Below are 13,578 nucleotides of genomic sequence, written 5' to 3' on the forward strand. Positions count from 1 at the left end.
GTTTCAACAGCAGAGAGCCAGGACGCATGACCAGTCTCGAACTCCGTGAGATCAACAAGAATTACGGCGCTTATCATGCGTTGCGCGGCATCGATCTTTCCGTCGCGCAAGGCGAGTTCATCGTCATGGTCGGCCCCTCCGGCTGCGGCAAATCCACGCTTTTGAAATCGATCGCCGGCCTGGAGGCGATTTCCTCCGGCCAGATCCTGATCAACGGCCGCGACGTCACCAAGCAGGAACCGGGCGACCGCGGCATCGCCATGGTCTTCCAGTCCTACGCGCTCTATCCGCACATGACGGTAGCGGAGAACATGGGCTTCGGCCTGCGCATGGCCAAACGGCCGAAGGCCGAGATCGAGGCGGCGGTGGCACGCGCCGCCCAGATCCTGAGGATCACCGACCAGCTGGAGAAGCGGCCGAAGCAGCTTTCCGGCGGACAGCGGCAGCGCGTAGCGATCGGCCGGGCGATCACTCGCTCCCCCGACGTCTTCCTGTTCGACGAACCGCTGTCGAACCTCGATGCGGCGCTCAGAACCCAGATGCGTGTCGAGCTCAGCAGCCTGCATGCGGAACTCGGCGCCACCATGGTCTATGTCACCCACGACCAAGTGGAGGCCATGACCATGGCAAGCCGGATCGTCGTCTTGAACCAGGGGGTGATCGAGCAGGTCGGCTCGCCGCTGCAGCTCTACCGCAACCCCGACAACCTCTTTGTCGCGGGCTTCCTCGGCGCGCCCAGAATGAATTTCCTCGGTGTCACCGTCGACGAGGTGTCCGGCCGCAATATCACGGTTTCGGCGTCCGGCCTTGTGCCGGTGACGGTGGAACTGGCGGAGGCGACAGCGCTGGCGAAAGGCGCCAGCCTGACGCTGGGTGTGCGGCCGGAGAACATCTCGGTGGTCGCCGACGGCAGCCAAGGCGGGGCAATCAACGGTCAGGTCCGGCTCGTAGAGCATCTCGGCCGCGAGACCATTCTCTATATCGACGCCGGCAATCTCAGGACCGTCGCCTCGGAGAGCGGCACCGGCAACATCACGGTGCAGCTCAGCTATGTCGCACCTTTTGCCGCCGACCAGAACGTCGCGCTGAAGCTCGACGCCAGCGAACTCTATCTTTTCTCGCCCGACGGCGGACGCACGATCAGCGCCCGCAAAACCATCCTCGACAGATAATCACAGGAAACCCACCGTGTCCGACAAGACCCTCTCCGCATGGAACCCCGTCAAGACCGACCGCTTCCTCGTCGGTGCGCCGCACTATCCCGAGCATGTCGACGAAAGTTATTGGGAACGCGACGCCGAGCGCATGGCGAAAGCCGGCTTCAACGTGGTCAGAATGGCCGAATTCGCCTGGCACATTCTCGAGCCGAAGCTCGGCACATACAATTTCGATCTCTTCGACCGCGCCATATCAATGCTCGGGCGCTACGGCATCGACACGATCATGTGCACGCCGACGGCGACCCCTCCGCGCTGGCTGACGGCGGCACACCCTGAAATTCTAAGGGTCGACGGCAAGGGCCGGCCGATGAGCCATGGCTCGCGCCAGCACTGCGACACGGCAAGCCCGGTTTTCCGCGAACACAGCAAGCGCATCACCAGGGCGATGGCCGAGCACTATCGCGACAATCCCTTTGTTGTCGGCTGGCAGACCGATAACGAGCTGAACACCAGCATGCCGGAGAGCTTTTCCCAAGCGACGCTCACCGAATTCCAGGCCTTCCTTGCCGGCAAATATGGCGAGATTGCCAAGCTCAATACGGCCTGGGGCGGTGATTTCTGGGCGACGGCCTATGACAGTTTCGACCAGGTGGTGCTGCCGATCGAGTTCGGCCCGACCTTCCCGAGCCCTGGCCACCTGCAGGATTATCACCGCTTCCTCGCCTTCTCGACGGCGCGCTTCCAGCATGACCAGGTGGAGATCCTGCGTGCCGTCAAACCCTCCTGGTTCGTCTTCCACAATCTCGGCGGCTTGCGGGATATCGACTTTCGCGGCCAGTTCTCGACCGATCTCGATTTCGTCGGCTACGACATCTATCCGATGCTCTATGACGAGTTCCAGCGGCTCGGCAATCACGCCAAGGTTCAGGCGCTGCACCTCGATATCTGCCGAGGCTTCTCCGGCAATTACATCGTGCCCGAGCAGCAGTCGGGTTTCGGCAGCCAGCCGGGCTTCTGCACGCTGACGCCGGAGCCGGGCGAGCTTCGCCGCATGGCGCTCTCCTCGGTTGCCCATGGCGCCGATGGCCTAATGTTCTTCCGCTGGCGGCCCGCCCATTTCGGCGCCGAGATCTACTGGATGGGCATCATCGACCATGACGATATCGGCCGCCATCGCTATGAGGAGGCCAAGCGCTTCGCGACCGAGATGACCGCGCTGGCGCCCAAGATCCTCGGCACCTATGTGCGCATGGATGTCGGCATCGCCGGCTCCGATTTCGACAATCAGGAGGCCCACAAGACCTATCCGATCGGCCTGCCGAGCCCGCAGGACGATGCGATCCTGCTGCATCAGCACTGCTATGACAGGGGCATCGCCTGCGGCTTCATCCATCCCGAGGACGATCTTTCCAAGCTGAAGCTCTTCTATGTCCCCCACTGGGTGATGTGGAAGGACGAATGGACGGGCAAGCTCGAAGCCTTCGCTGAAGCAGGCGGCACTGTCGTCATCGGCGCGCGCACCGGCACCCGCAACGAGGACAATCACGTCATCCGCGAGACCGCGCCCGGGACCGCGCTTTCGAAGCTGACCGGCGTGCGCGTGGAAGATTTCGGCCGTCTCGCCGCCCCCGGCGCCAACGGGCTCTTCGACGTGATGGAACGCTCCGGCGGCCTCGTCATTCCGCCGAACAAGCCGGCCGAAAGCAACCGCCGCCAGCGCCGCTTCAAGATCGGCAACCGCGAAATGGCGGCCGGCCATTTCTACGAAAACCTCGCCATCGACCCCGACGTCGAGGTGATCGCCGCCTGGTCCAACCGCTATGCCGAGGGCCAGCCGATGGCGACCTCCCGCAAACTCGGCAAGGGGCAGGTCGTCTATCTCGGCACCTATCTCACGCCCGACCTGACCGAGGCGCTGACCGAACGCTTGTTCGCACCCGCCGGCATCGAACCGCTGGTCGGTGGGCTGCCCGAGGGCGTGGAGGTGACGATGCGGATGAATGACGAGCGGCGGCTGCTGTTTGTGCAGAATTATACGGATCAGGCTGTGACGGTCGGTGGCGTGCCGGCCGGGCGGGATTTGCTGGATGGGGAGAAGAGGGTGACGGGGGCGCTGGAGCTTGAGGGGTATGGGTGTGCGATTGTGGAGTTGGAGGGGTGAGGTTGCGGCATATTGAATGGCGGTGAGGGAAAGTGGACCGCGCGTGTTCAACAGGCGGTGTACCTGACCGCACCTGGGCACAAGTGCAGAATCTCGTTCGAAAGACCAGTTGCCTTGAAAACTAAGGCAACTGACCATCGATCGTGGTCAATCCGCAAAATTACAGGCTATCTATAAAGGCACGTTGGATAGCTACCCATTCGTCAGGATATGGTTCTTGATCTTGCTGATGCTCCGCCTGGTACTCACTTCAGCCCTGAAGTTTCCAGTGTTTCGTCATCACCTCAACCCAGGCGTGCGGGGTTTTGGCAGCTTTACCTCACGATCAATCAGTTGCCCCAGCCAATTTGGAACCGATCAAATCGAACCTCGCTCAACGGCTGGTTGGAGGGGCCCAGCCTTACTGAACGAAGAACGAGATGAAGCTCGGGGGAATAGTATTGTTCGAAAATAATCGGAGGCAATCCCGTCAGTTCCAGACGGCTGTTGGTGGCCCAAACTTTGTAGGAGCAAGATGCAATCGTTTCCTCTCCCAAGCCGTCGAACCTAATAAAAGTAGTGCCCGAAACGGATTTTTTGCCATTGATGAAAAGCGTAGTGTCGGATTGCCAGTTCTTCTTCTGTGGTAGATCGTCCAACGCAACCGCATTCGCGTATTTCAGCTCATGCGTCCCATTGGGACCAACTCTCTTTTCGACGAGCAGGGGGTGTAAATATACGGCCGACACCGGCTGCAGTGAACGGTTACGCTCCACCAGCTTTTGTTCGGTGAGACCTGGACCGTTCGGCTTGTAGAATACGGAAAGGAAAGGCACTTCTCTGGTTAGCAGTACGCCCTGTTTGGTCTGATTGGCGGTTAAGCAATTGCCAAAGGCTGGTGCCGCCAATATTATTCCAACCAGTAGCGACAAACTTCTTAGCAAGATCGACATCCCAGATTCCAACTCATCCAAGTCCGCTACCATGGTGCTTGGGTGAAATTGGGGAGATCGAAGTCGCCGGCCCGGACCTTGCCCACAACCTGACCGAACTTGGCCTGATCGACGAATATCATCTACCTGCACCCGGTCGTGGTGGGGCAGGGCAAGACCAATTTCGCGGGGCCTCGCCCTCCGCGCCAGTCGAAAATCCATTCACCATGCCAAGACACCCGCGATAAACCCTAATGCCACAACCCCACCTCCAACCCGCCCAAACACCCGTCTTTTCCGCCAGCTGCCCCCTCCACTTCAACCTTCCTTAAACGCCCGCCCCATAGCGTAACCCCTCAAATCGAGGGTCCTTTTCCATGTTCACCGTTCTGACGTGCGTCACCGAGCAGCATAATCTCACGCTGGTCGGTCTCGCGGGTTTGATCTGCTTTCTTGCCAGCCTTTGCGCGATGGTTCTGCTCGATCGGGCGATGTCTTCCGATGGCGCTGCCCGGTGGGTGTGGATCGGGACGGCGGGGGCGGCTGGGGGTTTCGGGATCTGGGCGACGCATTTCGTTGCGATGCTGGCCTATGATCCAGGTGTCGTCGTCGGCTATCATGCCGGCTTGACGCTGGTTTCACTGCTGGTCGCGATCGTCGCGACGACGGGCGCGATCGCGGCCAAGATCGCCTATACCAGGTGGACGGCGAATATTCTGGCGGGCGTGCTCTTCGGCGCCGGCATCGGGTCGATGCATTTTTCTGGAATGCTCGCCATCGAATTCCCGGGAGCGATCTCATGGGATAGCGGGTTCGTGACGGCCTCGTTCACCCTCGGCATCGTCTTTTCGGTCGCGGCCTTTCGGTTTGCGGTCAGGGACGAGCGGTCGCTTCTCGGCGGGCTCGCGCCGACGCTTTTGTTGACATCAGGTGTCGTCGCGCTGCATTTCACCGCGATGGCGGGTGTCACCGTCACGCCTGGCATTGTGGCGCTCGATCCCGCGACGCTGCTTTCGCCCGCGATCATGGTGGTGACGATCGCCGCCGTCACCTTTTCGCTGCTGGCGGCGGGTTTTGCGGCGGCCATTTTCGCCGTGCGCTCGGAGGCCAAGACCGCCAAGGCGGAGCGCAATTTCAAGCTGCTGGTGCAGGGCGTCACCGACTACGCCATCTATATGCTCGATCCCGACGGCAAGGTCAGCAACTGGAATGCCGGGGCCGAGCGCGCCAAGGGCTATCGCGCCGAGGAGATCGTCGGCAAGGATTTCTCGCTGTTCTATTCGGCGGAAGATCGCCGGAACGGCCTGCCGCAGCGGGCGCTCGCGACCGCCCGCACCGAGGGCAAGTTCGAGGCGCAGGGCTGGCGCTATCGCAAGGACGGCTCCTCCTTCTGGGCTTATGTCGTCATCGACCCGATCTACGACGAGACCGGAGCGCTGATCGGCTATGCGAAGATCACCAAGGACAACAGCAAGCAGAAGGCGGATGCCGACCGGATGGAGGAGGTCAGCCGCAATCTCGATGTCGCGCTCGAAAACATGGGGCAGGGCATCTGCATGTTCGCCGCGGATGAGCGCCTGGTGCTGTGCAACAAGCGCTATCTCGAAATCTTCAAATTTCCCGAAGGGTCGGTGCGTCCGGGAATGTACTACAGGGAGATCGTCGAGGTCGGCTATGCCGCCCACGCCGAGACCCCGGCGGAAGCGGCGGCGCGGGCCGAGGCCCATTACATCAGGAACATGGCGCTGATCCGGGGCGGGGCCGGCAGTGCGGTTCACAAATATCCAAGCGGCATCTCTATCCAGCAGAATGTCAACATCCTGCCAAACGGCGGCTGGGTCGTGACCTTCGAGGATATCAGCGATCGCGTGAAATCCGAGGAGCAGGTCGCCTTCCTGGCCAAGCACGACGCGCTGACGGGCCTGCCGAACCGGCTGGAGTTCGGCGAGTGCGTCTCCGAGGAAATGATGGTCGCCGACCGGATGAGGGGCAGGGTTGCGGTCATCGGTATCGATCTCGACAAGTTCAAGGAGGTCAACGACCAGCATGGGCACGGCACCGGCGACTTGGTGCTTGTCGAATTGACGCGCCGTCTCGGCGAGGCACAGCAGGAGGGCGAATTCATCGCCCGCTTCGGCGGCGACGAGTTCGCCGCAACCAAGCGCTTCGACGATCTGAGCGCGCTCCACGATTTCATCGGCCGCCTGGAAGGCGCGCTGACCGGAATGGTTTCCGTCGACGGCTTCGAGATCAAGACCGGCGCCAGCCTCGGCGTCGCCATCTATCCCGGCGATGCGGAGAGCGTGGACGGGCTTCTCGCCAATGCCGACCTAGCCATGTACCGGGCCAAGCAATCGCTGCTGCAGAAAGTCTGCTTCTACGAGGCTGCCATGGACGAGACCGCGCGCCGCCGTCGCGCGCTCGCCAACGATCTCTGGGCCTGCATCGACCGCAACGAACTTCATCTGCATTATCAGGTGCAGAAATCGGTGCGGACGGGAGAGATCACCGGCTATGAAGTGCTGCTGCGCTGGCGCCATCACGAACGCGGCAACATCCCGCCCATGGATTTCATTGGCCTTGCCGAGGAATGCGGCGCGATCCTGCCGATCGGCGAATGGGTGTTGCGGGAAGCCTGCCGCGAGGCCGCGGGCTGGAGCAGCGGCCACAAGATCGCCGTCAACCTCTCGCCGATCCAGCTCGGCCATGCCGACATGGCGGCCGTCATCGCCAGCATCCTCCTGGAGACCGGCCTCGATCCGCGACGCCTCGAAATCGAGATCACCGAAAGCTCTATCATCATCGACAAGGACAAGGCCCTGCGCACCATGCGGGAGATCAAGGCGCTCGGCGTCTCGATCGCGATCGACGATTTCGGCACCGGCTACTCGTCGCTGGAGACGCTGCGCGCCTTCCCCTTCGACAAGATCAAGCTTGACAAGAGCTTCATGGCCGAGGTCGAGAGCAACGCGCAATCCAAGGCGATTGTCCGGGCCATCCTGGCGCTCGGCCGCAGCCTGGAGGTTCCGGTGCTCGCCGAAGGCGTGGAGACGCAGGCGCAGCTCGATACGCTTTTCGAAGAGCAATGCGACGAGGCGCAGGGTTACCTGCTCGGAAGGCCGCAGGCGATGCGCGAGGCGGTGGCTGAGAAGGCGGCTTGAGGCATCGCCACGGCGTAGTGTTTCATGAGAAAAAAAGAGCATCTCCGTACTGAAACAAAACGGAAATGCTCTCTCGTAGTTTAGTGCGGAGCCATACTTGTCAGCTCCACACTGCTCGCACCTGTTTATAGGCTATTCCTCGGATGTCTCCGGCGCGGCGTTCTCCAGCGAGGCGCGGATTTGATCGATCTTCCCGTTCGCCTCGCCAACCCCGAGGATTGACTTGGCTTCGGCCAAAACCGCCGGGCTGACCTGGCCGGTTTTCGTTGCGGAAGCCAATGCGTCCTCCAGCGCCTCGTCCCCCAATAGAGGGTCATCGGCGGCGGGCTCGATGCCATTGTCGAGTTCATACTGGGCATAAGCCATGGCATAGGCCGCGATGGCGGTCATGCGCGGGTCCGACGTATGCATCAGCGCCCGGTAATTTCGCTTCAGGGAGTTCAGGCCTGCCATCTGCGCCGACAGGTTCTTTTCTTTCGTGACGGTTTTGGTCCCATCAGCCTTCGCGGATTTGGACTTGCTTCCTGCTTCGGTGGATTTGCCTTTCACGCCTGAGGATTTAGAGCTGCCATGGGTTGAACCGCTACCCTGGTTGCCGTTGCCGTGACTGCCGCTATTTCCGTTGCCGCCGCCATGACCGCCCCCGTTGCCACCACCATTGCCCCCGCCGTTCCCACCGTCTTTTGCCAGCGCGGCAATGTCGATCCCGGCAATCGTAGCCGGGCTTGCTGCAAGAGCCAGCGAGAGCACGGCCAAGGACGCTAAGGTTGCTATCCGCATCATTTTCCTCCGAGTCAGATCATCAAGTGCGGTGCAACTGCACTGCATAGGGAGATGTGAGAGGTTAGACGCTGATTGCGTATCGCACATCGGCACGAGGTCCGACGTCGGTCGGGACTATGGTCCTAAACAAGTTGAAATATTTGATAAATCCACATCGTCAGCCAGGTTGGGCTGATGTGGCGACACGCCGTGAAAAGGGAGTAGGTGCTCGGCGCGGCTGAGGCAGCTGAACACCGGACGATCTTTTACCGGAACCTTGGAGCCGGCGATCCGCCGCCGGTGGATTTTTCTCAGTCGGCCGGAAGCTGAGACATCGCAGATTGTCAGAACCAAGGATTGCGTACGCAGCGTCCTTTGGATGGAGGGTCTTCAAACGTGTCCGCGCCGTCGAAATGATCGACATGCAGATCGCGCACGAGAGGCGGCGGCGCAATCACCCCAGACGTAAATCAATAAGCGGATGTAACTTCTTCAGGTTCGGCAGAGACTTAGCTTGCCAGGGATATTGATTGGTGCCTTTGATGACGAGCAGGAGATCGCCCATCTTTCTGGCTTCGATCGTCAGCTTGGCCAACAGATTTATGCCGGAGGAATTGAGGAACTCGAGACCCGTCAGGTTGAACGTCACCTGTTTGTGTCCCTCATGGAGCAGACCCGAAATCAATGAATAAATGGGTGCATAGGCGTCCGGTCCGGCCAGCCGGAATACGCCGTCGAAATATACCTGGTTTCTTTCCGCCCATACGCGGAAGTTTTCGTCGCTGATTTCCATTCTTCGCTCACAGATTGGAGGAGGGCGGCATCGCCACAGCTGCAGTCGTCGTCAGTATGATACGCTGGTCATTGTTCTCTTCGAATGCCCAAGCCATTTTTGCGTCGTAGTCGCTCAGAAGGGTGAGCAATCCCAAGCCCGAACCGCTCGTTGCCGATATGGCGTTGGTTTCGATTTGCTCAAGAAGAAGTTCCCCGGGATCTTTCGATTGGAGGCGATGCAGCAATTGCTGGAAGCGGGACGATGTCACGCCATCGATCGTGTTCTTGACCCTTATCAAAAAGGCTCCGTCGAATATGCCGGCTTCAATGAGGATCTCCCCAGGTTGTCGAAACTTGACGGCATTTTCAATCAGCTCATTGCTGAGATATCCGATGTCATGATGCGCCTGCGTGTAATCTTTCCTTGAACGTGAATAGGGCAGAGCCATGACTTCCGCTATGAAGTCCGCCGTCATTCCCGAGTGCTTCCATCCAAGCTGAAGAGGTCCATCGCTTAACGTGAGGCGAGTGGCCGAACCTAAGCTTATGCCCGCCAGAGATTCCTTGCCGTATACCGTTGGCGTCATTGTCTCACCTATGCCGCACTGCGAGAAGCGTGATGTCGTCGTAAATCTTCTGCGATCCGACAAAGCGCATCAATGCCGCTACAATTCCGGAAACGACTTTCTCAGCACTCTGATCCTTCAAACGACGTGCTTCGCGGCAGAGACGTTCAATGCCAAAGAGTTCTCCCCCGTCGTTTGCTGCTTCTGTTACGCCGTCCGTATGCAAGAGTATGAGATCCCCCGTCGCGAACGCTATCTCACGGGTTTTGATGAACGCAGAAATATCGGCTTCCAGCCCGATCGGCATGCCCAGATCCATGGTGTCTATGCGCTCGACATCGCCGTTCGCCCGCACAATCACAACTTCCTCGTGTTGTCCTGATAGAATCATCTCTTTACCGTCGTAGTCAAGAAACGCCAGAGTGAGATGCTTGTCGATTTTGGTCCTGACGATATTTTTAAACAGGGCGCTGTTCAGGTCTGTGAGAAATTTGACGGCATCGGTGTTTCCGGCTTCCTGCAGGGCGCGGGCAACGGACTGAACCATCAGCATCAGCACGCCGCTTTCGAGCCCGTGTCCGGTGACGTCGCCGATGCCGATCTTCAACCGATTTCCGTTCTTCAATACGTCGTAATAATCGCCGCCGACTTCTTCGGCCGGCCTCATATAGGCGGCGATCTCGAGGGCTTGAAACTCCTCGAGCTCCTGATGCAGCGGAAGGACCATGAGCTGGATTCTCTCGGCGACGGCGAGCTCGGTTCCAAGACGTCGATTTTCTCGCTCGAGCTGTGCGTTCAGCGTCGAAATCTCTTCCTTTGCATCTTCGATTTGAGCAGTTCGCTCTTCGACGAGTTGCTCGAGATTTTCGGTGTGATAGCTGATCTGCTCAGCCATCCGATTGAATGCTTCGCCAGCCTCACCGACCTCGTCTTTGCTCGATATGGCCACCCTGACCGAATAGTCCTTCGCCTGAATCCGCTTGGCTGCATCTGCAAGTGCACTGATCCCGCCCGTTATTCGTTTCGAAGCCGCAAATACCGCGATCGTCACAACCAGCAGCGACAGTAAGATCGCGAGAATTTGGTAGAGCACGATCCGGTTCGTAGCCTCTGAAATCTTGGCCTGGGCCGCATAGAGCGAGGCTTCGATTTCTCGTTCGGGCACAACGACTCCAAGAGACATCGCCTCTTGCCGCACCGGGCCGCTGACCCAGAGATTGGTCGCAGGGAGTCTTTTGACGATAACGATATAGGGGACCTCGTTACCGTCCTGCTGCAACATCAAATGTTGGATGCCCTGTTCGCGGTCAAGGGCCAGTTTTGCGATCGCAGGCTGGGCGCTTCCCTTGAGGGAGCGCTCCAGTCCAGTCACTCCGGCTCCGCTCGCATCGCTCGCAGAACGCAGACCGAGAGTTTTTTCGCCCGTGCTGTTGATCGCCACAACATTTCCGTCGGACATTGCGAGAAATCCAAAGCCGGACTGGGCCACTTTCACATTTTCAACAGTCTGCGCGAGCTGGTCGAGTGTGATGTCCGCACCGGCCGTCCCGGCGACATCCTTCCTGTCGGCGGTCCACAGTGGCTGAAAGAAAGAAACGATCAGTTTCCCGGTAATGGCGTCCGTATATGGCGCAGTCTGTGTTATATCGTCCGCGACCGGCCGCGTTTTCATGTCCTTGGCCCAGCCCTGCCAGGACTCGTAAAGTCCGGGAAAAAAGAAGTCCCAGAAATTGGCCTCGTTGTGTCCGGGATAAAGGCGGTCGAAGGTCTGAGCCTGGTCGGTGTAAGGCGCCGTCCTGAAGATTGGTCGTTCTTTCGAGCCGATGAAATACATCTGCAGCTTCGAAGCACCGCGCTGCAGCAGGCTCGGCGCAACAAGGTCGAGAACCGCACTGGTCTGGATATCGCTCTGGACGTCGGGCCTTGGCTGATGGTCTTGTCCGAGCAAGTAACCCCAAACGCTCACAACCGAGGCGGAGCCCGGAGCGTTCTGAGACCAGTTCGTCTTTTGATCGTAGGACAGGCTGACGCTGCCGGGAGATGTGCGAGCGATCGCCGCGCCGACGTCGGAATTGCGCTCGGGATCATCGATCTGCGCCTGGAGCACCCCTGCCAAGGTGCCGACGTCGTTATGAACCTGCCGCAGGAGCAAACTTACCTGCGCCGCGGTCGAATCAGCATATGTGCGAATGTATTCCTGGCTTGCCGCTTCAAGACCTTGGCCGACTTCGAGGGTTGCGTCGCGCGACAGTCTCTGAACGTTCCAAAGCGCCAGTCCACCGCTGACCAGCAAGTCGAAGAGAACGGCTCCACCGACGACCAGGATGAACTTTGCCCGAAATGAGCCCAATCTTGCCGGTCTTTTCGATGAGCGTGCGTCCATCACAGCGGCTTTCGCCCGGAGGCCGCCCAGATGGGCCAGCCCGCATAACCCTTGGGGTGAAGAGCGGCAAAGACATGGTCCTTGAATCCCTGCCGGAACCGGCGAATGAAATCTATTGAGTCGCCCCGCCGGACGGCCATCTCACCGGCGTAGACATTTTCCCAAGCTTCGATGACGTCTGCGAAGTCTTGGGGATCGCCGTCGAGGTTCGTTACCATAAAACAATCCACCTTGATGTTGTCGAAGCCTGCATCGGCAAGGAGATGGCGGCTTTTCGGCCCCATCTCGACATCCATGTCGAAGTGGCTGAACAGTTTGGCGACCTCCTCGTAAGTCCATTTTATCGTGTCAGCATGTGGCTCCCCAAGGCAATGAGAATTTTTTTCGTTGGTGATGTAGACGCGGCCGCCGGGCTTGCAGATGCGGTAAAGCTCCCGCAGGAGCATCTCGGGACGGTTGAAAATCTGCAGCGAATGACGGCAGGTCACAAAGTCGAATTGATTGTCTCGCAGCAACATTTGCGAGGCGTCGCCATAGGTGTACTCGATTCCCTGTAGATCGAAGTCGGTAGCGACCCTGCGCGCATATTCGAGGCTGCGCACCGAATGATCCAGCGCGACAAGGCGTGCCGGTTTGAATTCCCGTTGAACCAAGGCCGCGAAATCACCTATTCCACAGCAGATATCGGCGATGGCAAGACCGTTGCGCAGGCCGTGGCGCGGCAGCAGTTCGCGTTCATGTCGCCATGTCATTTTCGTCTGGGTGCGGAGGATGGGAATGAAAGTCTCATCCTCGACAAAGCTCTGGCCCGGATAGAATGCCGAATCGTAGACCTCGACCGACAAGTTTGGTTGTGATGCCGCAAGCGTTTGGAATAACGAGGTCGACCATGCCACCACGCTTGACGTAACGATGACGATCTTCCGTTCCGGCCTGGCCCGGCAGGTTGCCGCGAGGACATCCGACAGGGCAGAGAAGGCAGTCATGTTGATATGCGTCAGACGTTTGACGTTGAGGTAAACGACCCCGCCGTATTTTTCCAAACTTTGCTGCACCAGTTCGAGAGCATCGCCAATCTCAGCGGCACTTTCGGGCCGCATCTTGCCAGACAGCACCAGCTCCTGATTTGTCGGATCAAAATAAACCGTGAAAGGTCGCAGCAGCAGGTTCATCGGAAGTCCTCGGCCGAGGGGAAATCCGCAATGATTTGAATCCCTTGTCCGCCGTCTTTCTCAATTCGGATAGCGGCGCGGAATATTGTTGCCAAATCGCTGAGCAAAACCGTCCCATCGGATTTCATGACCAAGTATCCAGACTCGGTATCGGGGACAGGCAGATATTCGCCTGATCTCGCACTCGTTTGTTTGCGGCCAAATGCTTCCTCGCCGGGAAACGCAATTCTCAGCCGATTGAATGCTGCGCTCCGATAGAGACTGAAACGTATCCTTCCCAACTCACCCGTTGAACGGAAAGCGAGTTCAATGAGCTCGTTGGCTGCGACGGAAAGAAAGTTCGAATATCGAGCGGGATCGTTGTGACCCTGGCCGAGAATGTCGGAGAGATATTCCGTGATCCTGTCGCAAAACTGCCATCGCGATTTGAACATGGCGGTATTCATTTCCAGCGATACCATCGGCGCAAATGCATGGTCATCGAAGCGAGATGCTTCCTTTTCCACTACACCCTCCATTCGTTTGTCC

Annotated in this window: 10 protein-coding genes and 2 pseudogenes; 4 read left to right on the forward strand and 8 right to left on the reverse strand. The window is 59.0% G+C overall.

Translation table 11 applies throughout. The features are described 5' to 3' along the window. Window positions 1-26 precede the first annotated feature (26 nt). Together FHX10_RS03670 and FHX10_RS03675 are read left to right on the forward strand one after the other, a co-directional pair. A complete protein-coding gene (locus tag FHX10_RS03670) occupies window positions 27-1,172 on the forward strand; it encodes an ABC transporter ATP-binding protein (RefSeq protein WP_097622368.1) in 1,146 nt (381 codons plus the stop codon). A 16-nt stretch (window positions 1,173-1,188) separates the two neighbouring features. After that, a complete protein-coding gene (locus FHX10_RS03675) occupies window positions 1,189-3,321 on the forward strand; it encodes a beta-galactosidase (RefSeq protein ID WP_063475188.1) in 2,133 nt (710 codons plus the stop codon). Window positions 3,322-3,650: 329 nt separating this feature from the next. Here the strand turns inward: FHX10_RS03675 and FHX10_RS03680 are convergent, their stop codons facing one another. Beyond that, the gene (locus FHX10_RS03680) at window positions 3,651-4,253 is read right to left on the reverse strand and encodes a hypothetical protein (RefSeq protein ID WP_063475217.1); all 603 of its coding nucleotides are present in this window, start codon (window positions 4,251-4,253) and stop codon (window positions 3,651-3,653) included. 50 nt (window positions 4,254-4,303) lie between these two features. Here FHX10_RS03680 and FHX10_RS03685 point away from each other — a divergent pair. Beyond that, window positions 4,304-4,487, forward strand: a pseudogene (locus FHX10_RS03685) (dihydrofolate reductase family protein); the annotation flags it as partial. Window positions 4,488-4,609: 122 nt separating this feature from the next. Next, complete coding sequence (locus FHX10_RS03690) at window positions 4,610-7,393, forward strand: EAL domain-containing protein (RefSeq protein WP_184389094.1); 2,784 nt, start codon at window positions 4,610-4,612, stop codon at window positions 7,391-7,393. 132 nt (window positions 7,394-7,525) lie between these two features. Here FHX10_RS03690 and FHX10_RS03695 read toward each other — a convergent pair whose 3' ends face one another. The 7 genes and pseudogenes from FHX10_RS03695 to FHX10_RS03720 form a co-directional block, all read right to left on the reverse strand. Next, complete coding sequence (locus FHX10_RS03695) at window positions 7,526-8,173, reverse strand: hypothetical protein (RefSeq protein ID WP_028756790.1); 648 nt, start codon at window positions 8,171-8,173, stop codon at window positions 7,526-7,528. Window positions 8,174-8,499: 326 nt separating this feature from the next. Next, window positions 8,500-8,610 (reverse strand): annotated as a pseudogene (locus tag FHX10_RS34905) (GFA family protein); the annotation flags it as partial. Then, window positions 8,610-8,948, reverse strand: a complete 339-nt coding sequence (locus FHX10_RS03700; protein WP_028756789.1) for a slr1659 superfamily regulator — start codon at window positions 8,946-8,948, stop codon at window positions 8,610-8,612. The pseudogene FHX10_RS34905 and the gene FHX10_RS03700, both read right to left, overlap by 1 nt. A 7-nt stretch (window positions 8,949-8,955) precedes the next feature. Further along, window positions 8,956-9,516 carry a slr1658 superfamily regulator gene (locus FHX10_RS03705; protein WP_028758184.1) on the reverse strand — a complete coding sequence of 187 codons (561 nt, stop codon included), beginning with the start codon at window positions 9,514-9,516 and terminating at the stop codon, window positions 8,956-8,958. 4 nt (window positions 9,517-9,520) lie between these two features. Beyond that, window positions 9,521-11,878 (reverse strand): SpoIIE family protein phosphatase, encoded by a 2,358-nt coding sequence (locus tag FHX10_RS03710; RefSeq protein ID WP_168333974.1) that lies wholly within the window; start codon window positions 11,876-11,878, stop codon window positions 9,521-9,523. After that, the gene (locus FHX10_RS03715) at window positions 11,878-13,050 is read right to left on the reverse strand and encodes a class I SAM-dependent methyltransferase (RefSeq protein ID WP_028758186.1); all 1,173 of its coding nucleotides are present in this window, start codon (window positions 13,048-13,050) and stop codon (window positions 11,878-11,880) included. The genes FHX10_RS03710 and FHX10_RS03715 overlap by 1 nt, the downstream gene beginning before the upstream one ends. Then, entirely contained in the window at window positions 13,047-13,556 is a 510-nt protein-coding gene (locus tag FHX10_RS03720; protein ID WP_028758187.1) for a hypothetical protein, read from the reverse strand. Before FHX10_RS03720 ends, FHX10_RS03715 begins: the two co-directional genes overlap by 4 nt. Between the last annotated feature and the right edge of the window lie 22 nt (window positions 13,557-13,578).

The sequence above is a fragment of the Rhizobium sp. BK591 genome (assembly GCF_014195045.1).
GTDB lineage: Bacteria > Pseudomonadota > Alphaproteobacteria > Rhizobiales > Rhizobiaceae > Rhizobium > Rhizobium anhuiense.